Source organism: Eisenbergiella tayi (genome assembly GCF_001881565.1).
Classification (GTDB): Bacteria; Bacillota; Clostridia; order Lachnospirales; family Lachnospiraceae; genus Eisenbergiella; species Eisenbergiella tayi.
In genome coordinates, this window is the sequence record NZ_MPDJ01000002.1 from 398,921 (window position 1) to 420,577 (window position 21,657).

A 21,657-nucleotide genomic window follows, 5' to 3' on the forward strand; every position below is an offset into this window, starting at 1 on the left:
TCCTATTCGCACTAACAATAACTCTGTTCGCAAATTTCATAATTAAACAAGTACTTTTACTCAATAAAACTCTAATCATGCTAACAATAAACTATTATATGACTATAAAATTTATTGTTCTTATTCCTTATGCTATAACAACAAAACAGTAATGTAAAGTTTTATTCTATGAATCAAAGTATAGCATAAATAATTTAAAATGATAAGTAACTTTCTTCACTAATCCGCAAATTACCCAAAGTTCATTTATACATTCATGGAGATCCTATTCGTAAGAATTTATTTTACTTTATCATTAAAAATATTACTTCAAAATGTAATTCATATTTATATATCAAGCCTCCTTCATTCAGTAAATCTCCATCTACTTCCACCTAAAACCTTTTATAATATCTACATCCTGCCATAATAACTTATCCATGAAAATTATGATTAATAATGGTAATCTTTCTAATATATTTTCTATCCGTGACAAAACAAGACAGACTGGTAACGTCATTTGCTTAAGTATTCATAATATATTTATCGTGTTCCCTATCTCAAATCATACTCTTCTCTATGAATTCCCCATCGTATTGCCTACAAAAAATGTTATGGCAATATACTTATGAGATTTACATAAATACCCTAATCGCAATAATATATTTCCTCTCAAAACACCACCTGCAAGGTGGTGACCGAGAACAGCATAGTAAGACAATTGCTCTTGTGATTTCAATCCACACCACCCGCAAGGTGGTGACCTTTTTATTCCCGCCTCTGTTTGTAAAATCAGGAAATTTCAATCCACACCACCCGCAAGGTGGTGACTATGATACTTTAGAGCAAGTAGACAATATGACGATTTCAATCCACACCACCCGCAAGGTGGTGACTCCTTAATAGCTGTCCATTTTTCGGCGAAAAACAATTTCAATCCACACCACCCGCAAGGTGGTGACGAAACAAGTACCCCTTCTGCATCCACTTATGGCATTTCAATCCACACCACCCGCAAGGTGGTGACGATTAATTCTCCAACCCGGACACCCGTAGAAAATAAATTTCAATCCACACCACCCGCAAGGTGGTGACATGAAAGCGGGCAGACTCAGCTTTTAACACAGTTTATTTCAATCCACACCACCCGCAAGGTGGTGACGCTTTTCTTATCTGTTCATATAATCCTATATTAATTTCAATCCACACCACCCGCAAGGTGGTGACTCAATTTTCAGATTTTGCACTGTACCGGAAAGATTTCAATCCACACCACCCGCAAGGTGGTGACTAGCGATCGTGTCGATACCGATATTGTTCATACTATTTCAATCCACACCACCCGCAAGGTGGTGACATATCTGCAAACCATTTAGCTATTTTCCCCAGGATTTCAATCCACACCACCCGCAAGGTGGTGACCAGGTACGATATGCACAATGTTATTGAGTATGGCCATTTCAATCCACACCACCCGCAAGGTGGTGACACCATTTGCCAGTGTCTTAAATTCGCAAGAAGGCATTTCAATCCACACCACCCGCAAGGTGGTGACTAGGTCCACTCTTTCCCAAAAACTGTATATCTGTGATTTCAATCCACACCACCCGCAAGGTGGTGACTGGTATCATCTATCCCCTTACTGCTACAAAAATCCATTTCAATCCACACCACCCGCAAGGTGGTGACGTATTACCGTTGTAAAAGCTCCTAGAATAACTTGGTATTTCAATCCACACCACCCGCAAGGTGGTGACTAGTAAAGGTATACACGGTTCCGGGATATTCCAAGATTTCAATCCACACCACCCGCAAGGTGGTGACAGCAATTTTGCACAAAAACCACTCTTAATTCCTATTCATCTTCACCAACAATCCACACCCAATTCACTTTACATCTTACATTCTTCCACATCAAAAAGCAACCCCAAGCAATATCTCATCAAAATTCCGGTACGAATCCCCCGGGGATTTCATGTGCGCTTCAGGTTCGCACTAAAAAATCAGAGGCTCTTTCACATTAATCCCCTTATTCACTCCAACATGTTCAACCCGTGCCTTATTCTGATTCCCCAAATAATAAAATCTGAGACTATCCACATTTTCATCAATCAATTCCGTTAATGCAGCTTTCAGCATTAAACACTGTCCGGGATCCAGAACACACTCGAATACAGAATTCTGTACTCTTGTTCCATAATTCACACATTGCTTTGCTACTTTTCTTAACCGGGACTTACCCGCGGCAGTTTCCGTATTCACATCATAAGTAATTAATACCAGCATGACAGCCTCCTATTTCCAGAAAAAAGGTGGATATTCATCAAGATCACCTCTCAGATATCTTGCAAGCAGCATAGCCTGTACAAAGGGAATCATACCCCATTCTACTTTTTCCCCCAGAAAAGGATGCGTAATTACCTCTTTCTTTTTGTTTTGCCATTCTGTCAGCAGATCTTTTCTGGAACTGTCGCTTAACAGCACCGCTCCATCCTCTTTTTTAGTAAAATCCTTTGCTGTAACCATCTTTTTGTTAATAAGGGTTAAAACAAAACGATCTGCCAGCACCGGCCTGAGTTCTTCAATTAAATCCAAAGCTAACGATACTCTTCCCGGCCTGTCCGTATGCATAAAACCTACATACGGGTCCAGGCCTACTGTTTCCAATGCAGACGCAACCATATTCGTAAGCAAGGTATAAACAAAGGAAAGCATGGCATTAACATTATCGAGAGGAGGCCTTTTATTTCTGCCGGAAAACACGAAATCCTTTTTCTGCTGCAGAATCAGCTCATTAAAAACTCCGAAGTACACACTGGCCGCTTCCCCTTCAAAACCTCTCAGCTGTGCCGCATCACCGCACACTTCTATATTATTTAATGATCTCTGCAAAAAATCCGATGCCTGCTTTACTTTGTCCACATCTATCTGCATACTGTGATCCCGAACCGCACGTTCCAGAACCCAACGGGAATTATAAACCTTGCCAAGTATGCAGTTTCTTGCTATCCCCAGGGCTGTTCCTGCATCCGCCGAAACCTCGTACTGCTTTTTCCTCAATAGAACATTTCCCCGGACGCCGCCTGTCATCCTTGCCAGGAATTTACCCTGAGGGCTGAGAAAGCATAGGGAAATATTCCTGCTTGCACAGCCGCCCATCAGAGAAGGACTGGCTCCTCTGTAACCAAAGGAAACAATCGCTTCCAGGTTATGCAGCGGAATCCGCCCTATCTCCTGATCGTTATCAAGGATTACCACATTTTCTCCATCCAGTGAAAGATAACTGTCAGGAGAAGTGATATATAAGGTATTTAAAAGTTTCTTCATTGGCAATCCTCCGTTATTGCGGCATGAATATACTCTTTCACATTCGGCGTTTTTCCCAGTTTAGGCAGGCAAATGTCTTTAAGTGAACAGGCATTGCAGCTTTTAGACCATTTTACTTTTGGTGTATATCTTTTATCATAGAGCTGATGCATCTGGCAGAAGCAGTCTTTTACTTTTTCCTTAAGCTCATCTGTGAAAAGAATATTTTCCCTGCGTCTGGTCTCACCATAAAATATGGCACCTTCCTTTACTTCGGCGGAGAACATTTCTTCCAGGCACAGTGCTTGTGCTGTCAGCTGCAGGATATCGGCATTGCCGGCTTTTGGGCTGCCTTTTTTATATTCCACCGGATATACCTGATATAAACCGCGATGCCCGTGAAGAGATATTCCATCCGGCACCTTTCTGAACTCCACAATATCACATTCACCACTGACTCCCATACTCCGGGAAACCACCGGCATCGCTCTGCTTATAATTATATCTTTCCGCTTTTCGTTAAAATAAGGATTATGAGCATTCTTATGAAGCAGTTCCCCTGCTGTTGTATGCTCATTTTCTGCCCATTGCTGCTCAATATGTATCAGCGCCCATTGTCTTTGGCAAAAAACAAAGTGCTGGATCCCTGACAGCATCAGGTAATCTTCTTCTTTTATTTCCATCATATTTTTCTCGATATCTCCACCGAATCCGGAACCAGCTCTTCATGTATGGCAACAGAATAATCTTTATACTGCCTCGGATAAATCACATCCTCATTTTTCTTGACCTCAACCGCATCAAACAGTTTATATGCGGGGCAGTCCCCCAACTCTTTACTGTGTTTGAAAACAATTAATTCCCTCACAGCCATCTTTCCTCTGGCCGCCGAATGATCAATTTCAAACATATTAATAATGGATTCCCAAAGCAGTTCCAAATCCTCTTCTGAAAATCCGGTTACTTTGCGGGCAAGGTTGGCAGAAATATATCCTTCTGCACGATAGAGGGCATATGGCACAATATTTTTTCTACCCATTTCCGTGCTTTTATTTTCAGCATCTTTTTCCGTGGTAATTGCCACACGGGTAATCGTTACTTCCTGGCTTATGATCGGATCAATACTCCGGGCAAATCCCAGCTGTACCGGACCGCGTACCTGTCCGCAGTTTAACGCGGCTTTTACAAATGTAGTCATAACTGCGCCAAAGGTTCTGATATCATAGAAATTTTCGCACATGAAATCACGGATTTTTCTGTCCACATCGGGATCTTTTTTCTTCAGCTCCTTAATATCCTTTTCATTCGTATTCAGATATTCATAGGCCGTATTATCGCTGCGGTTTAACGGCACATCTTCCTTAATATAAATTTTATAGCCTTCGCTGTCTTCCTTTACTGTCTCCACATAATTTCGGATCTTCCTTTTCAGGCAGACATCCGTTACAATTCCATAGCCGCTTTCCGGATCAATTCTGGGCAGGTTGCCGGCATCCGGATCCCCGTTGGGATTTCCATTCTCCACATCAAATAATATGACAAATTCATACCTGTTTTTTATTGCTTCTCCCATGTTACTGCTCCTCCTTATCCTTTTTTTCGTATCTTTTTTGTGTCTGGTGATAGTAGCCCAGAATAAACATTCCCTGCTCATCCAGCGTCAGTCTCCTCGGATAAGCTGCATTCATATCTTCCGATGCTGTTATTTTATCCTGAAGATCACCCAATAATGTCTCATAATCATTTTTCTTTTTCCTGTTATTCAACTTTCTGATATGGCTGTTTTTAAGTTTAAGCAATACGGGAAAAATAGAAGCGGGTGTGGCACAGGCAGAATTGAAATATCTGTCCTTAATCGTAGCATTGATATCCGGATTGGCATCCTTCTGAATCGCTTCCAGCACCGCAAACATTCTTCCCAGGGTGTAGGCGGTATTTTTACTGTCCTCGTTAAGGGCCATGGTGATCTCCTCCTTATCACAAGTCGTATTTCTCAGAAGAAAGGCCTTGATAATCGCGGCTCTTCCCCGTGTTATTTTATAAATTCCAATGCTGCTGTCATCCTGTTCCGAACGGATTCTCCCCATAACGGACTGGAATAAAGAATCCGGATATCTGTCTCCTGAAATAATCGCCCGATAAACAGCGCCTGCCATATTGGGAACCGGCTTTTTATCCCTTGACTTTTTATTTACCGTTTCCATCAGCATACGCCAGACTCCTAAATATTTGATTCCGTCCGTCTGAGGCCGGATTATGTCCATCCTGTCATAATGCGCCTTCAGATTCTTCAGAATATTTCCAAAACTGTCCTGATAAAAGAAGCGTACAGCTATTCTTGCGGCATTCGGAGCCAGTCCTAAAATATAAAATTTCTGAGACAGGGATAAATTTTCCGCAACACCGGATATATTAACTGCCTTTCCTGATTCCAGGTTTTTAAAAACACCATCCACAATTTCACAATTATCCATCGTCGGTTCCGACATACTCAAAAAGATATCCTGATAGGCTTCTTCTCCATCCTCAGACCAATAAACTATGGTAGTATCACCTATCATAGAAACATGCCGCCTGTCCGCCAGCAGATGATTCAGTGCGGTAGTATAAGCATAAACCGCATAATTTCCCACCGGAGCGTTATAACTCTGCTCCTTCCCATAAGATTCAAATGCAGGTGCATTAAAGGATACCAGAGCCGCGCCGCTGGACTGTGCTCCCTGTACACCTTTAATATTTCCATGGATCCGGGCGATTTCTGTCTTTTTCCCGGTCACCAGACAGGTACCGGTTATTCCTTCCTCTAAATTCTGACGGTAATTCTCCCATGCCTCCACCACCGCTGTATCTGTATGTACATACTCATCTTCTACCCAGAAAACCAGGTTAGCACCGGCGGTAATCTCATCCAGAACTTCTGAAACCAAACAATTCTCTTCCGCCTTATCCGGATCCCAGCTTTCAAAATAATGCTTAACCGCCTCAGCCGCAGGACAATCTGTTTCCCGCAGTATTTCCAAATGTTTCTCCTTTGCACATAGAAAACATTCTCTGGAGCGTTCCGGTTTTCCTTTATTATCAATTCCCAGAAAATAACTGGAATTATCGCATAAAAAATTAGCGGTTACTCCGGAAGAACGGGTGATCATCTGAGGAACTTTAAGTTTCTGCGGTTCCCAGACCGTTTTCTTTCCCTTCGGAACCTCGTTTTTTAAGGAAATAATCCGTTTTAAATCTCCATTCGGGGACAGCTCCAGCGCAAAGGATACCCGTGCAATGCACCAGCCCGGCCGGGTAATTTCACCTTTTTGCTCCAGCGCCTCATAGTACTGCACCAGTGACTGCAGGATCATCGAACCACCTCACAATCCCTCACATCCAAAACTCCGTTTTTCAATTTAGCCCTGAAAAACATGGGCTGTATATCGTCCGGATTGGAGTAATCAAAATCATACAGCATATATCCCAAATCCTTCACCTCTCCCGGATAGGCCGTATCAATCTCATCCTCATCGAACAGAGCAAAATTAGCGGGGAACTCCCTGCATCCAAAATAAGGCATGTGATAGCACTCCCCCTTCCTCAGCCGACGCATGATAATATCCTTGAATTTTCCCGGATTATCTCCGGCAGCGGCACGCTCTGTCATTTCAAAATGAGCCTCTATCACATATTCAACCTCTCTCAGCAGAATTGCCGCTCTTTGCACAATCTCCTCCTTGCTGCTGATGTAAAGTGGCTTTTCGCCTCCGTTCATAACTGTCAGGACATTACTTGCAAGAACCTTGCTTTTCACCTCGTTTCTGCGGACACTTGTAAAACGGATCGGCTTTCTGACATAGATTTTATCAACCTCCCAGCGCATTCCCGGATGCCAGTATATTGCTTCCAGAATCCCTCTGGCTGCTGAAGGTGTCATCACATCGTAGCTGCACCGCTCTACCTTCATTTCCGGACGTGAAAAGAGTGCCAGTTCTCCCCACACCCGCACTTTTACTCCATGGCTCATGTATTTCCTCCTCCCTTTATCACGGTCAACTGTATTTCAGAATATGACTGCATCTCCTCTTTCCACCTTTATCTGCAGTCCCATTTCTTCCGTATACTGTTCCTTATTTCTCAGTATAAAAAAGCCAAGTTCCAGAGCTTCCAATCTCCCTGCCCCGTTCAATTTTTCAAAATCCTCTTCATACACATTTACACAATATTGCCCTATGTCTCTGATAAGCTGACGGGAGCATTCCCCTCTTCTGAGCCGCTCCACCAGAATTTCCGCTTCCGGATCCCGGTCTATCAAAATTGTCCTGGTATTATTTTCAATCAGCCTGAACTGTTCGGCTACTGCAGCAAAAGGAAACAGGAACGATTTTCCACCCGCTTCCATTTGTTCTATAATTTTTTTGGAATCCAGGCTCTCTCCCCTGAAATGATACAGACGATTAAAGTAATCTGCAATTGCTTCCAAAGAAGCAATATCTTCCTGTTTCTCCGCAACCTGCTGTGCCACAGAAACCGGAAGCCTTAATGACTGAGGAATATGAAGCTCTTCTGCATTTTCCAGAGTAAAAATGGTTGTCACACAGTCTTCTTTCGCTCTCTTTCCCTCTCTGTTGCATCTTCCTGCTGCCTGTATCATAGAATCCACTCCGGCCATTTCCCGAAATACGGTCGGAAAATCAAAGTCCACTCCGGCTTCTACAAGGCTTGTAGCTATAAGTCTGCAGGGAAGTCCCATTTTCAGTCTGTTTCTAATCTCAGCCAATACCTTTTTACGATGCCTGGGATACATAAATGTCGACAGATGATATGTCCCCTCCGTCTCCTTTATTTCATTAAATATCTGCTGAACTTTTTTTCTGCTGTTAAGAATACAAAGTACCTGTATTTGTTCTTTTAACTGATTTACCAGAAATTCTTCTGTTATTTCTCCTGCATTTCTGAAAACCGTCCGTCTGAAAAAAGCATATTGCTCCTGTATTTCAGGGCATATCTCCATCGCTTCCAGCTGGGGAGGGAAAAAAGATTGCAGGGAGGGCTGAGTTGCAGTACAAAGCACGGCCGTACTGTGATAATTGTATACCAGCTCACTGATTGCCTGAACGCATGGTTTTAAATAATTTACGGGCAGCATCTGCGCCTCGTCAAAAATAATTACACTGTTTGTTATATTATGCAGCTTCCTGCATTTGGAGGTTTTATTGGAAAATAAAGATTCAAAGAACTGGACATTTGTAGTTACCACGACAGGACAATCCCAGTTTTCAGAAGCGAGCTGTATTTTATTCAGTTTGTCCGGTTCCTCATACACTACATTGCAATGATCCTCAAGAACGTTGTTTTCCCCCAGGATATCTTTAAACACCTGTGCATTTTGTTCGATAATGCTCGTGTATGGAATTACGTAAATAACTCTGTCCAGATGATGTTCTGCCGCATGCTGAAGAGCAAAGGCAAGAGAGGATATTGTTTTTCCCCCGCCGGTAGGAACAGTGAGCCGGAAAATACCCTGCTTCTCTTTTCCTTTTTCCAGACAAGCTTTAAGTATCTGTGTCCTTCTTCCATTTACGGTGGATATATCGCCATGATCAAGCCATGGCTCTACGTGATGAAACAAACGGTCGAATAATGTTTCTATGGAATCGAAAACTCCTCTTTTGATTGTTCCGTCAGTCATAAATTTTTCTGTATCCAGATAATCCGCATCCACAAGACAGGAGAATAAAATGCGAATAAAAAAAGACAGACTAAATCCGCCTTTTCCAAGCTGTTTGAGTGGAGGCGGAGGAAATACAGGAATCTTAACTTCCTTTCGGAATTCCTGATAATCATCAGTTTGTTTCCGCATTCTGCCCATTAATGTGGCTTCGCCTCCCACGTCGGCCGCACTTCCTCCATCTAAAAGTCCGGTATGATGCCCTGATATACAATATGCGCAGACATAATTATGTCTTTGATATAATTCCCTGGCACCTGCAGTGGCATGGTCCGTCAGCTTTCCCCCATGAATACGCTTCTGAAAACTATCGGAATATTTGCCGATATCATGCATCATGCCGCAGCCATATCCCCAAGCTTCAGATCCAAATGCAGAGGCAAATTCACCTGCTAATTCAGCAGTCCCCTCCAGATGCTCAAGAATACTTTGTTCACGAAGCTTATCTTCACTGATATGAGCTAAGAACATAATGTTCCTCCAAAAGTGTGGTGTTTTTTGTTTATTTTACCTTGCTAATTATAGCATGAAATATATTTTTTGTTTATAATTACTATTTTTATGTAGATGTTGGAAATATTTTTTGATACTTGACACGGTAAAGGCTTCGAGCAGTATGTGAACTCTATGGATATTAATCTAATTCAATCCATGAAGTTGCATCCGATTCGACAAAGACCGCCTGGCCCCCGATGCCTTGATCATGTTTATTTCAATCCACGAAGCCGCATAGGCCTCGACAGATGACAATGATTACGGAACCTGTATGGTAGATATTTCAATCCACGAAGCCGCATAGGCTTCGACTCAAAACCTTTTTATATTTTTCCATCGTTTGCTGGATTTCAATCCACGAAGCCGCATAGGCTTCGACACCTGGCGTGATGTTATAAAAGCCATGGATTATAAATTTCAATCCACGAAGCCGCAAAGGCTTCGACAATTGCCGGCGGGTAGGATATATTATGCCGGGAGATTTCAATCCACGAAGCCGCAAAGGCTTCGACAAGACAAGGAGGTGAAAACATGAACGACGATGAAGTATTTCAATCCACGAAGCCGCAAAGGCTTCGACTTCTTCATGGTTTCCATGCCTCCTTCATGCGCCATTTCAATCCACGAAGCCGCAAAGGCTTCGACCGGTATCGTATTTATGTGGTGGGGCGTTCGTAAGGATTTCAATCCACGAAGCCGCAAAGGCTTCGACCATTGTCCATTTTGCCGTGTCAAATGAGGAAGAAATTTCAATCCACGAAGCCGCAAAGGCTTCGACGGCGTTGGCCCAAATACAAGGATCAATATATACATTTCAATCCACGAAGCCGCAAAGGCTTCGACAATTCCCGCATTATCGCTTGGTAAAGGATATTAACATTTCAATCCACGAAGCCGCAAAGGCTTCGACGTATTGCCTGGTAGAGGCCATGGGGAGCCTGGATATTTCAATCCACGAAGCCGCAAAGGCTTCGACATAAGCACTGGTGCCTGATAGAGAATGAGTATGATTTCAATCCACGAAGCCGCAAAGGCTTCGACGGCCTTATGCTGTCCGGAAGATTAAGGGTTACAAATTTCAATCCACGAAGCCGCAAAGGCTTCGACAATAATATCACAGTGGAGTAAAGCTGGCTTTTACCTATTTCAATCCACGAAGCCGCAAAGGCTTCGACTCAATTTTGAAAGTCACACTCTTTTGTACAGCAATTTCAATCCACGAAGCCGCAAAGGCTTCGACAGCAAAAACATCCAAAAAACAATCTCATTTTTAAAAACAATCTATACACATATTATAATATCCCCACTCACAATAACCACATTTTAATCATTTTCTATCTTTTCACCATTAAATCCACCATTTTTCAGGTGCGAATCTCCCGGGATTTTCATGTACACTTCCTATTCGCACCAAATAACTCAATTCTCAAATATCACAATTGACCAACTATTTTCTCAAATCCTCCATTCATATCATCAAAAAACTTACCTTCCAAAAGCCTAATACCATAAATAAAAGTATATCACATATTTTTCAAAATGATAAGAAACTTTCTTCTCCATTTCGTAAATTACTCAAATTTCAATTTTTATTCTCAACACTATCCAGTAACCCCTTCCCCCTCATTCCCCTCAACTCTTCCCAAGAATTATCTTCCTATTTCATACACGCAAGTGTATAATTACCATAGATAAATAAATTAAAAATAACTGTTCTGCAAAATAAAATCAATCATATCATCATACACACAAACTGAATGGGGTACAAATTATGTCTGCTGATAATCTGTCCAACCTGCTGAATGCACTGACAGAAACCAGTGTTTACGTTATTGAAGAAACCAGCCACAAGCTCTTATATTTTAACCAGCGCTGCCAGAATACCAGCCGCGGCAAAGCGGTCCTGGGAACGGAATGTCATAAGGTCTGGCCCGAAGTCTGCTCAAATTGCCCTCTGGACGGAATGGGGACAAACTCTTCCAATCATATTGTCTGTTATGATCCGCTTTTGGAAACCACGGTGGATGTTACTGCCAACCGGATTCTCTGGGATGGCCATATTCCGGCGGTAGTTGTCACTGCGACTCCGCACCGTCTGAATTTTGAAGAAGAGCAGGGTCTGCAAAAAGTTGAGAGGATGTATGCTCAAAGCCTTGTAACAGTATTCGGTGAGTGTGTTATAGCCAATCTGACTGCTGATACGTATGTAAACTGCCAGAAGGATATGATGTGGACTGATATTCCGGAGCGGGGAAAATTTGCAGCGGAAAACCAGAGATATGCTCTCCGGACTCTGCATCCGGATGATCTGGATACCTTCAATAAATATTTCTCACGGAATGCCCTGCTGTACTATTTTGGAAAGGGGAAAAAACAAATCACACGGAAGCTGCGCCGCATAAGCAATGACGGCAGCTACCATATGGTGGAGTTCACTGCCGCCAAAATCGACCCTCTCGGAGATGAAGAATACTGGTGCGTTCTGGTATTCCGGGATGTCCAGGAAGAATATATCCTGGAACAGCAGAAAAATGTGGAGATCAGCCAGTTAGCCACAGCCGCCAAAATCGCATATCAGATGCTGCTTTCGGTCAATCTGACCAAAAATACCTTTCATATGCTGGAATATAACCGCTATCCGATTAAAAATCCGGGAGCACAGGGCTGTTTCGATACGCTCATTGAAACCGAGCTTACCACCGTACATCCGGATTACCAGGAAGAATTTATACGGAAATATTCCAGACAATCTATGATTGATGCCTTTTCCAGAGGCGAGCGTATTATAAGCATGGAGGTTCCCCATCTCGGAGAAGACGGCATTTACCATTGGAATTTCACACAGGCGGTTCAGGTTGTGAGTCCCTATACTGATGATCTGATTGAAATCACCTTATCCAGAAACATTGATGAGGATCGCCGGGTACAGGAGGAAACTCTTGAAAAAGAGCGCCGTTCCAAGCTTCTTCTGGAGGACGCCCTGCAAAAGGCGGAAAAGGCCAACCAGGCAAAAAGTGATTTTCTTTCAAAGATGAGCCATGATATCCGTACTCCCATGAATGCCGTTATCGGTATGACTCAATTAGCCCAGCTTCATCTGAAGGATGAAGATAAACTGAAGGATTACCTGCAGAAAATCACGATTTCCGGCACACATCTGCTTAACCTTATTAACGAAGTCCTGGACGTCAGCAAAATTGAAAGCGGTATGCTTGAATTGGATGAACGTGAATTTAACCTGAATGATTTGGTTCGGGATGTGGCAGAAATGATTCATCTTTCTGTTGAAAACAGACGGCAGAAATTTTCCCTTATTATTGACGACAGTCTTCATGCCCAGGTTCTGGGAGACAAGCAGCGGCTGGAGCAGATACTGGTCAACATTCTGGACAACGCTTCCAAGTATACCGGCGAAGAAGGAAACATTTCCTTTTCCCTGGAAGAGCTGAAAAAGAATGAGCAGCATGTAGGCACCTATCGTTTCACGGTAGAGGATACGGGTATAGGAATGAAACCGGAATATATTTCCCATATTTTTGAACCCTTCAGCCGTGCTGATGACAGCCGTACCAGCAAAATAACCGGAACCGGCCTTGGAATGACCATTGTAAAAAATCTTATCTCTATGATGAATGGCGATCTTCAGGTAGAAAGTGAATATGGAAAGGGTTCCCGTTTTGTCATCACCATCTGTCTTACGAAATGCGGGACACCTGCCGTATCCCCGCCTGAAAAACATCCCACGGAAGAAAACTTCCCCACACTGCGGGCTCTTCTGGTCGAAGACAATGAACTGAACAGGCAGATAGCTACGGAAATGCTGGAAATTCTTCATGTCCGGGTAGAAACCGCAGAAAACGGACGGGAAGCTGTGAACGCTGTTTTATCCCATCCGCCTCTCTATTATGATATTATTTTTATGGATATTCAGATGCCCATATTAAATGGCTATGATGCTGCCAGGGAAATCCGGGCCTCCGGAAAGGAAAGGATAGATGAACTGCCAATCATAGCTATGACAGCCGATGCGTTTGCCGAAGACGTCAAGCATGCAGGACTTTCAGGAATGAACGGCCATCTGGCCAAACCCATTTCCATTGAACGCTTAAGGGAAGCTCTCTCCAATTGTCTTTCGTGGAAATTGCACAATCAGGGGAGTTCTCCTTCCTGTGATGAATTTTAAGGAAAAAACGATACCTGATTATAAATATAAGTAAAACCAAGAAGGTAAATGACCATACATCCACAGTCATTTACCTTCTTTTCAAATCCATTTTTGCAAAACCTCCAGCAGGCGGTTTATTTCCAGAGGCTTCGCCACGTGGTCGTTCATCCCGACACTGCGTGCCTTAGCCACATCTGCCGCAAAAGCATCCGCCGTAAGGGCAATAATGGGTATCTCCTGCGCATCCTTTCTGTTCATTGCCCGAATTTCAGAAGCAGCATCATAACCGTTTAAAACCGGCATCTGAATATCCATCAATATTGCTATGTAATCCCCCGGTGCCGATGCTTCAAAGACTTCCTTCGCCTTCTTCCCATCTTCCACGGCTGTTACTTCCATTCCCTGCATTTCAAGCAGCTCCACCGCAATTTCACGGTTAATCTCGTTATCTTCCGCTAAAAGAATCCGTCCGCCGCATAACTTACTATTCTCAGCCCTCTTTACCGGTTCTTTTTTATCCCTTTCACTCACAGACAGCACTGACAGCTCCACGGGTTCAGTGTTTCCGGCCTCCTCCCCCATGCACACCTCCAGAGGTATGGAAACCGTAAATTTACTTCCTTTTCCCAGTTCACTTTCCACAGTAATTGTCCCATTCATCATACGGACAATATTTTCGGTGATAGCCATTCCGAGGCCAGTCCCCTGAACCTTACTGATACGGGGATCTTCAGCCCTTGAAAAAGGTTCAAAGACAGATGGGATAAATTCGCGGGAAATTCCAATGCCGTTATCCGCACAGATAAATTCATACTGGCTTTTCCCAAAAACAGAGGAATTCAGTTCATTGACCCTCAGTTCAATAATTCCGTCCGCCTGCGTATATTTTATGGCATTCGACAATATATTCATCAGAATCTGCCTGAGACGTTCGCCGTCCGCCTTCACTTTTTCATGACGGATCTGTGCGATACTGAGCTTAAAATGCTGCTGTTTTTCTGTCATAAGCGGCTGGCACATATCCAGCACGTTCTGTATCAGTTCCGGCAGGCTGAGCAGCTGCGGCATCAGGGCAATCTTGCCGCTTTCGATTCTCGACATATCCAGGACCTCATTGATCAGGCCGAGAAGATGTCTGCTTGAAGTATCTATTTTATCCAGACAGTCTTTTATTTTTTCCGGAGAGTTGATATTCGCCTGTGCGATAGCGGACATTCCCATAATGGCATTCATAGGCGTACGGATGTCATGAGACATGGATGACAGAAAATTGGTTTTGGCAGAGCTCGCCACCCGCGCGGCCTGATAGGCTTCTTCCAGCGCCTTACGCTGCCTCGCCTTCTCTTCCCTTTCCTCTGTCACATCGATACCCACACTGTAAAATGATTCGATACCATCCCAGCTGTCTTCACTGCCCACATAGCTCAGCGTAACCATCAAAATCTTTATTTTTCCGGCGCGGGTAACAATACGGGCTTCTATAACGGCATCCTTTCCCGTCTCTTTCGCCCCTCTCATCACCTGCAGCGCGCGGGGAATATCTTCCGGATACACATAGGCCATCTGAGAATGAAGCTCCTCTTTAAACTGCTGCTCCGTGTAGCCTATAATATCAAGGAAATCCCCGCCAAACCAAAGAATTGTCCCCATATCCCGCGCATCCACCCTCACCAGCCCGCCGGGAACAGAACGCAGAATAGCTTCCCGATCCAGTTCCTTTTTGGCAAGCTTAAATTCCAGGCTGTAGTTGTCATGGGACATTTCAAGACGGGCCTTACGCCCTTCCCAGTCAACAATACGATCCTTAATCATGTATGTCCGCTTTAAAAACGGGTTATGGAACTCCCATTCATAGAATTCGTCCTCACTCAGATATTTATTGGTACAAAAAGGACACGGCGAAGTCCTCCCCTGTATGATCTCATAGCATTTATGTCCCAGCACTTCATCTAACGTAAGCCCCAGCGTATCGCAGGAAGTCTTGTTTACAAATAAAAGTTCATAGGTTTCCATATCCGCAACATAAACATTGTCCATGTACTCATCCAAAACCCATTTGAAATACTGGGCCCGTTTCTTCCAGCAGCGGCATTCCTCCTGCCTGGTCATGCTTCCTGTACTGTTATCCGTATAAACCGCATGACATATCCAATAGCCATCCCCGTTTTTTTCCGTCAGTGTCAACGAAATATTGACCCACGAAAAACCGCCGCTTTTCCGCGGCATACGAACATTCAGCGCCGTATCCGCCCCGCCATTTTCCGCAGAATATACCAGCCTGTCCCTTATAGCTTCCCAATCCTCCGGGTACTCCCGGTAGTATCCTCGCATCGTTTGGAAACAAGTCTGAAACTCTTTTTTCGAATAACCCGTTTTCTCATAAAAAGAATTACTGGCTTCCAGAACAGTCAAATCATCATCAAGCAAAAAACATATGGCTGATATCTTCAGAACATTCAGAATAGAGCCATACCTGCCGCTTTCCTGCTCTTTTTCCAATGGAACTGCCAGTTGTTCCGTATTTCGATTGTCCATATCCATTCTCCTTAATTGAGATAAACTTCACCAGCCAGCGCTTCCATGCTCATATTATATCTGAACAGCATAGTATACGCAACTCTTTCCGATTCCGGTTGATTTATTCCTAAAAGGCTGCCTTCCCTCAATAAAACTCACCTTCATGCTTTTTAAAGAAATCATAATAAGCACGTACATTCCCAAGCTGTGTCCATCGTTTCACATCCACAGGCTCCTCATCCATATCATAAATCTTTGCATTACGGATGGACAAAAGGAAAGGCGAATGTGTAGCAATAAGGAACTGACATCCGTAAAAGCGCGCGGAATCCTCCAGAAACCGTACCAGCTCCTGCTGCTTTTCCGGCGACAGGCTGTTTTCCGGTTCATCCAGCAGGTAAAGCCCGTTTTCCTTTATTTTCTCAGAAAAATAAAGAAAGGCGCTTTCTCCATTGGAATGTTCCCTCACATTTCCCATCAATTGTTTCCGCACATAACGGGACTGGGTCTTGCTTCGCGTCATGTTAACCTTTTTCAGCTGCTCATAATCCTCCAGCGAATTCATCCGGAAGCTGGAATATTTCGTTTCCAGATAATCTTCAAAAAGTTCTTCCCTTTTCCGATCGATCCCGTCGTTGATATTGCGCAGATTCAGAATGAAATCAAAGACATCATCACTGGTGATAATCCTGCTGTCATCAGTGAGCGGCTGTTCCAGCTCACAGGAACACATATCTGTATAATCTTCAAAGAAATTGGTACGGTTATATCGGGTGTCCCTGTGAAGCTTCAGTTTTTCCGCAATCACATTCAGTACGGTTGTCTTTCCCGATCCATTTCCCCCATACAAAATCGTGACAGGCTCAAAGTCCAGCATGGATAACTGGTGCCTGGAAAGAATTTGAAAGGGGTAATAGGTATCATAGCAGGTTCTTTTCTGGGACAGAAGAAAATCATATTCCCTTTCCACATGCGGGAACGAAAAATGCGACAGATAGATCATAGCTCATTACTCCTGACATAATTACGACATTTATTTTGCTATAAATAAATATTTTCATGAAAACGAAACCCTTCAGACTGTGTAAACTTATCTTACATCAGTTTGAAGGGTTTCTCAATCTCTCAATTTCATAAAGCCTTTTTCGAAAGGACAAAACCTTATACAATTTTATGGATAGCCTCAACGGACAGACCATAGTTCAGCGCCAATTCTTCAGCCGTACATCCCTCCCGGTACTTTTCCCGGATTTCTTCATTCCGCTGTTTATAATATGTCCGGGCGCCGGAAACCTCTCCCCATGATTTTTTCGTATCTGCACTGGGGACATAGAGGACACCGCCTGAAATATATTGCTGCAGTTCCCGCAGTAATTTATCCGGGAGAATATCCTGTGCATTTTTATACTTCATTTAAAAACTCCTCATAATTCCGATATTCCCGTATTTTCCCGCCGCCTTCCGTAATTATTTTCCGCATTTCCTGTTCCAGGCTGTCTGCATACCCGGCAAATTCCTCAAGCCGTGAAATATCAAACTCTTTCATGAGTTCCATCTTAGGGATTCCGAAATCGTAACAGACACGATTCAATTCTTCCTGCAGCATGATCCCCCACATATAAGCCTTTGTGCTGTCTCCCGCTTTGCAGTAACAGCGGATTCTGAGCCATGTGTAGGACAGCTCACAATACCAGTCTGCCAAATCCTGAAAATTCTTTTCCTGCGGCTGAAGGGCTTCCGGCCTCTCTAAAAAGTCCTGTACCAAATGAATCAGTTCATAACATTGTTTCTTCTGGGTTTCTTCTTCTTTTTCCCGTATCACCGCCAGATACCCCGGGGCAAATTGCTCCGGCACATGTTCCATCCGGGAAAGTTCCTCCAGCTGCTCCGCCTGGGCTTCTTTGAAATACCGGCAATTGGAAAAAGCGATTGCCTGGGCGGTATAATCCAGAACGTAACCCGCCCCAAGCTTCACATCACTGCCTTTGGAAAACAGCATATTCAGATAAATCTGTTTTGCCTGCTCCAATGCCTGCAGGGCATGTGCCCGCATCAAAACCGGATTGGAAAGATTCTCCGCCTGGCGTTTCTTTAAATTTTCAAACCGCTCTCTGTCCTCAGGCGTTCTCGCATAGAGTACCTGCGAATCCGCCAGGCAGGAGATATTATACTCATTCAAATCGGCGAATTGCTCCATCCGCTCCCATTCAATTCCCCAGAGATCTATTCCGACGCCATCTAAAATAAATGTGCGGGCGAACCGGCGGCCTTTGTCTGTAATTGGGATAAAATAACTTACTGAGGGAGTTCCCTTTTCTGATTCCAGGCGAAGGGTATTGTGGGAAACTACCAGTGCGATGTCATCCTTATATTCCTCTTCCACCTTTTCCAGTACCCATTTTGTAATTAATTCTTTATTATTCATTCTGGTTTTTCTCTCCTTCTTGTTCTTCGGTTAACCTTAGGTTCATTATAGCAACAGAAGGACGGATGAAAAAGGTTGTAAATGTTTTATACTGTTTTTTCCCGTCATTTAATTATCTCGCCTTGCACATATCGAACATATGTGCTAATATAATCTGAACAAGTGTTCGATCTGTGAAGGGGGAAATTGAATATGAAGGAGCATAAAGCCAACCGGGAATTTATAGGCTTTACCCTTATATCCGGATTGATTTCATTCGGATATAATGTAGTTATGACCGTTATTCCGCTCAGGATGGTGGATCACGGGCTCAGCTACAGCAAGATAGGAAGTGCCATGTCTGCTGTTGCAATAGGCCTAATGGTCATTAAACTGTTGATTGGGCATCTTTCCGATATGCTCGGAACCAAAAATTTTATCCTCACTGCTCTCGCCGGGCTTGGGATCGTATGTGTTCTTCTGGCTAAAGCCGACAGGCTATTGACCTTTACCGTATTAATGGCTGCACTGGGTATCTTCCGGGGGATATTCCTTGCGGTAAGCGGTTCCTATGTAATGGAAATGGCAAACAGCGGAGAATATGGGAAAATATACGGAGCCGTACAGGGGATATCCTCCCTGCTGGCCAGTGTAGGCGGAATGATATCCGGTCTGCTGTATCAATTCAAAGAAGGGGAATATGCTCTTTACATATGCAGTTTTCTGCTGATAGCATCTACTCTCTGGGCCGCCATAGGTCTGAAGAATAACCAATGTATGCATGGGGAAAGGCTTCCCATATTGCAGATCTTCAAATCCATTAATAAAAGAATACTGATTTTCTGTGTATTGGTTTTTATCCAGTCCTTCGTAGCAGGGCCCATGTGGAGTTTTATCATACCCATGTACTGCTACAATATACTACTTTTTTCTCCAGCTAAATTAGGAATACTTATGTCTATGGATGAACTGATAGGCGCACCCACTTATATGCTGGCAGGCCGTGTGGTAGACAAAGTAAATGTAGTGAAATTCAATATTCTTTTCCTTCTGATCACTGCATTAGGCGGACTGTTTCTCATAAAATCCCCTACGCCCACTATATTTATGGTTGTATTCCTTATATGCAGTGTATCTATATCCTGTACCTTTGTGGGTATTCCCAAAGAAAGAATCGGCTTTATCCGAAAGGAACAAAAAGGATTTGAGCTTGCGCTCATATCTGTCTGCGGAAGCCTGGGTGATTCTCTTGGGAATAATGTGCTGGGCAGAGTTGCAGAGAAATACACCATTGATCAGTGTATGTATATCTTCTCTGCATCCTATATAGTTATGGCACTTTTGGTTGCCTTGCCTCTTTTATTTCCCCATTTCCGTTTTGCATCAGGGAAACAGGAACAATAAAAGGGCTGCACTCGCATGCGGCCCCATTTTAATGCCTCTGCAGGATAGTTCATTTTTATATAATCAGGGCTTTCGGGTCAGATATAATGCAATTGTGTCATCCAGAATGATTCTGTTTCCCGCATGGATAACTGCTTCTCTGACTCCATTGTTGAAATTCGACCTATATGGCTCCTGTAATGTAATATGCTCCACCTGCGTGCCGGACAGATATTCCACATATTCATCTGCATTATATATTCTGGTCTTTTTCCAGTCCCGGTAATTCAAATCAACAAATCCGTAGTTAACAACATTATCGTAATTCAAGCTGCATGTGTATCTTGTTTCCACATGAAAATGTTCATCATATACCTTTTGTATTTCATCGTATAATGAGCCATTCGATGTCTTTTCATCCGTATAGGTCATAAACATGGCTAACGCTCCGCCATTCTTCAGAAGATTAAAAACCTTGGGGAAGCCTATCTCTTCCGGTATCCACTGGATCGTAGCCGCAGAAAAGACCAAATCAAAATTGCGTTCACCGAAATCATGAGTTTCAAAGTCATCATTTACGATATGGAAATTTTCATAGGTACCGAACTTCTTTTTTGTAAAGTCCACAAAATGCTCGCCCAGTTCGATTGCCAGATAATCGCAGCCCGTCTTTAAGAACGGTTCCGTAGCCTGCCCCGTTCCGGGTCCGATTTCAAGCACCGATTTACCCGGGCCGATATTGGCATATTCGATGATATCCCTGAAAAGTTCGTCGCAATAGCGCGGCCTCCACTTATCAAACTGGTCCGGTATCCTGTCAAACGTTTTTCTGAAATCCATTGCTTTCGCCCTCCCTGATTTTATTTAATACATTTATAAAGTGTGGTCTTTGACCATTCCCTTTCTATAAAAACAGCTGATAATTCTGCGAATTATTTATATCATACTATAGATCATGTTAAAAATATATACATTTGTTTTATGTATGAAAAAGTAATATAGCCATATATTTTTAAACATGATATAATTTGAGCAATCTAACATAGGAGTCGATTCCAATATGAATGTAGAATACAGAAAAGCAACCCCCGAAGATCTTGAACAGATATGGGATATGAATATCGCTGATAACAACGGCAATGAGCGCTGGCGTATGTGGAAGGATACATATATTTCCTATAATCAAAACGGCGATGCATATACCTTTGTCATCCTCTGTGATGGCAGACCGGTCGGTGAGGGAACCCTTATTTTTTCACCTGAATGCGGGGCTGTCGGCGGAAGAACTGAGCTTGCTGACAATAAAACCACGGCAAACGTAAATGCACTTCGCATCCGTAAGGAATACGAAGGAAGGGGATATATATCAGCCCTTGTGCATATGATGGAAAGCTATGCTGCCCAAAATGGCTATAAGTACCTCACTATAGGCGTGGAGGCTCGTGAAACAAGAAATCTGGCCATATATCTGCATTGGGGATATGATAAATTTGTTATGTCTGAAATTCTGGAAGAGCAGCTGGTTCTGTATTATCGAAAAGCTTTGAATAAATAAGACACTTACGGGAAAAAGCCGGCCGGGTGTGTCAAATAAACTGTGTATCACTTGCAGATTATTCGACACACCTCTTTTTTGAATAGGTATCAGCATTACTGACAATACTGCATGTAAGTGGAATAAATTGGTAAATAAAT

General features: G+C 43.2%; 16 protein-coding genes and 1 CRISPR repeat array. Of the genes, 3 read left to right on the top strand and 13 right to left on the bottom strand.

Translation table 11 applies throughout. The annotated features are described in order from the left end of the window. Positions 1-1,372 precede the first annotated feature (1,372 nt). The 8 genes from BLA28_RS34775 to BLA28_RS10290 form a co-directional block, all read right to left on the bottom strand. The gene (locus BLA28_RS34775; RefSeq protein ID WP_408607639.1) at positions 1,373-1,576 is read right to left on the bottom strand and encodes a hypothetical protein; all 204 of its coding nucleotides are present in this window, start codon (positions 1,574-1,576) and stop codon (positions 1,373-1,375) included. A 398-nt stretch (positions 1,577-1,974) separates the two neighbouring features. Continuing rightward, the gene (gene cas2 / locus BLA28_RS10260; RefSeq protein ID WP_069154093.1) at positions 1,975-2,265 is read right to left on the bottom strand and encodes a CRISPR-associated endonuclease Cas2; all 291 of its coding nucleotides are present in this window, start codon (positions 2,263-2,265) and stop codon (positions 1,975-1,977) included. Positions 2,266-2,274: 9 nt separating this feature from the next. Then, positions 2,275-3,306 (bottom strand): type I-C CRISPR-associated endonuclease Cas1c, encoded by a 1,032-nt coding sequence (gene cas1c, locus BLA28_RS10265; protein WP_069159362.1) that lies wholly within the window; start codon positions 3,304-3,306, stop codon positions 2,275-2,277. After that, complete coding sequence (gene cas4, locus BLA28_RS10270; protein ID WP_069159431.1) at positions 3,303-3,968, bottom strand: CRISPR-associated protein Cas4; 666 nt, start codon at positions 3,966-3,968, stop codon at positions 3,303-3,305. The genes cas1c and cas4 overlap by 4 nt, the downstream gene beginning before the upstream one ends. Continuing rightward, the gene (gene cas7c / locus BLA28_RS10275) at positions 3,968-4,858 is read right to left on the bottom strand and encodes a type I-C CRISPR-associated protein Cas7/Csd2 (RefSeq protein ID WP_009255681.1); all 891 of its coding nucleotides are present in this window, start codon (positions 4,856-4,858) and stop codon (positions 3,968-3,970) included. The genes cas4 and cas7c overlap by 1 nt, the downstream gene beginning before the upstream one ends. Position 4,859: 1 nt before the next feature. Next, a complete protein-coding gene (gene cas8c / locus BLA28_RS10280) occupies positions 4,860-6,638 on the bottom strand; it encodes a type I-C CRISPR-associated protein Cas8c/Csd1 (protein WP_069159363.1) in 1,779 nt (592 codons plus the stop codon). Next, positions 6,635-7,294: a type I-C CRISPR-associated protein Cas5c gene (gene cas5c / locus BLA28_RS10285; protein WP_069159364.1), complete on the bottom strand. Its 660-nt coding sequence runs from the start codon at positions 7,292-7,294 to the stop codon at positions 6,635-6,637. Before cas5c ends, cas8c begins: the two co-directional genes overlap by 4 nt. 36 nt (positions 7,295-7,330) lie before the next feature. After that, positions 7,331-9,472 (bottom strand): CRISPR-associated helicase/endonuclease Cas3, encoded by a 2,142-nt coding sequence (locus BLA28_RS10290; protein ID WP_069159365.1) that lies wholly within the window; start codon positions 9,470-9,472, stop codon positions 7,331-7,333. A 235-nt stretch (positions 9,473-9,707) separates the two neighbouring features. Then, positions 9,708-10,733: direct repeats of the CRISPR family, unit length 32 nt; unit sequence ATTTCAATCCACGAAGCCGCAAAGGCTTCGAC. Positions 10,734-11,264: 531 nt separating this feature from the next. Here BLA28_RS10290 and BLA28_RS10295 point away from each other — a divergent pair. Continuing rightward, a complete protein-coding gene (locus BLA28_RS10295; RefSeq protein WP_069159366.1) occupies positions 11,265-13,676 on the top strand; it encodes an ATP-binding protein in 2,412 nt (803 codons plus the stop codon). 81 nt (positions 13,677-13,757) lie between these two features. Here the strand turns inward: BLA28_RS10295 and BLA28_RS10300 are convergent, their stop codons facing one another. The 4 genes from BLA28_RS10300 to BLA28_RS10315 form a co-directional block, all read right to left on the bottom strand. Continuing rightward, positions 13,758-16,193, bottom strand: coding sequence for a PAS domain-containing hybrid sensor histidine kinase/response regulator (locus BLA28_RS10300; protein ID WP_071699091.1), 2,436 nt, complete (start codon positions 16,191-16,193; stop codon positions 13,758-13,760). Between the two features lie 127 nt (positions 16,194-16,320). Beyond that, entirely contained in the window at positions 16,321-17,178 is an 858-nt protein-coding gene (locus BLA28_RS10305; protein ID WP_044965061.1) for an AAA family ATPase, read from the bottom strand. A 158-nt stretch (positions 17,179-17,336) separates the two neighbouring features. Further along, positions 17,337-17,588 carry a CD3324 family protein gene (locus BLA28_RS10310; RefSeq protein ID WP_044965059.1) on the bottom strand — a complete coding sequence of 84 codons (252 nt, stop codon included), beginning with the start codon at positions 17,586-17,588 and terminating at the stop codon, positions 17,337-17,339. After that, positions 17,578-18,600, bottom strand: coding sequence for a hypothetical protein (locus tag BLA28_RS10315; protein ID WP_069159367.1), 1,023 nt, complete (start codon positions 18,598-18,600; stop codon positions 17,578-17,580). Before BLA28_RS10315 ends, BLA28_RS10310 begins: the two co-directional genes overlap by 11 nt. Before the next feature lie 192 nt (positions 18,601-18,792). Between BLA28_RS10315 and BLA28_RS10320 the strand changes: the two genes are divergently transcribed. Further along, positions 18,793-19,983, top strand: a complete 1,191-nt coding sequence (locus tag BLA28_RS10320) for an MFS transporter (protein ID WP_044965051.1) — start codon at positions 18,793-18,795, stop codon at positions 19,981-19,983. Positions 19,984-20,046: 63 nt separating this feature from the next. Here the strand turns inward: BLA28_RS10320 and BLA28_RS10325 are convergent, their stop codons facing one another. Beyond that, entirely contained in the window at positions 20,047-20,802 is a 756-nt protein-coding gene (locus BLA28_RS10325) for an rRNA adenine N-6-methyltransferase family protein (protein ID WP_069159368.1), read from the bottom strand. Positions 20,803-21,022: 220 nt separating this feature from the next. Here BLA28_RS10325 and BLA28_RS10330 point away from each other — a divergent pair, with 220 nt between their 5' ends. Beyond that, positions 21,023-21,517 (top strand): GNAT family N-acetyltransferase, encoded by a 495-nt coding sequence (locus BLA28_RS10330; protein ID WP_069159369.1) that lies wholly within the window; start codon positions 21,023-21,025, stop codon positions 21,515-21,517. Positions 21,518-21,657: the final 140 nt, after the last annotated feature.

What these genes read in the sequence shown, in the direction of transcription:
- cas2 (WP_069154093.1), bottom strand. Translation starts at nt 2,265, where the DNA reads ATGCTGGTATTAATTACTTATGATGTGAATACGGAAACTGCCGCGGGT.
- cas1c (WP_069159362.1), bottom strand. Translation starts at nt 3,306, where the DNA reads ATGAAGAAACTTTTAAATACCTTATATATCACTTCTCCTGACAGTTAT.
- cas4 (WP_069159431.1), bottom strand. Translation starts at nt 3,968, where the DNA reads ATGGAAATAAAAGAAGAAGATTACCTGATGCTGTCAGGGATCCAGCAC.
- cas7c (WP_009255681.1), bottom strand. Translation starts at nt 4,858, where the DNA reads ATGGGAGAAGCAATAAAAAACAGGTATGAATTTGTCATATTATTTGAT.
- cas8c (WP_069159363.1), bottom strand. Translation starts at nt 6,638, where the DNA reads ATGATCCTGCAGTCACTGGTGCAGTACTATGAGGCGCTGGAGCAAAAA.
- cas5c (WP_069159364.1), bottom strand. Translation starts at nt 7,294, where the DNA reads ATGAGCCATGGAGTAAAAGTGCGGGTGTGGGGAGAACTGGCACTCTTT.
- BLA28_RS10295 (WP_069159366.1), top strand. Translation starts at nt 11,265, where the DNA reads ATGTCTGCTGATAATCTGTCCAACCTGCTGAATGCACTGACAGAAACC.
- BLA28_RS10300 (WP_071699091.1), bottom strand. Translation starts at nt 16,193, where the DNA reads ATGGACAATCGAAATACGGAACAACTGGCAGTTCCATTGGAAAAAGAG.
- BLA28_RS10305 (WP_044965061.1), bottom strand. Translation starts at nt 17,178, where the DNA reads ATGATCTATCTGTCGCATTTTTCGTTCCCGCATGTGGAAAGGGAATAT.
- BLA28_RS10310 (WP_044965059.1), bottom strand. Translation starts at nt 17,588, where the DNA reads ATGAAGTATAAAAATGCACAGGATATTCTCCCGGATAAATTACTGCGG.
- BLA28_RS10315 (WP_069159367.1), bottom strand. Translation starts at nt 18,600, where the DNA reads ATGAATAATAAAGAATTAATTACAAAATGGGTACTGGAAAAGGTGGAA.
- BLA28_RS10320 (WP_044965051.1), top strand. Translation starts at nt 18,793, where the DNA reads ATGAAGGAGCATAAAGCCAACCGGGAATTTATAGGCTTTACCCTTATA.
- BLA28_RS10325 (WP_069159368.1), bottom strand. Translation starts at nt 20,802, where the DNA reads ATGGATTTCAGAAAAACGTTTGACAGGATACCGGACCAGTTTGATAAG.
- BLA28_RS10330 (WP_069159369.1), top strand. Translation starts at nt 21,023, where the DNA reads ATGAATGTAGAATACAGAAAAGCAACCCCCGAAGATCTTGAACAGATA.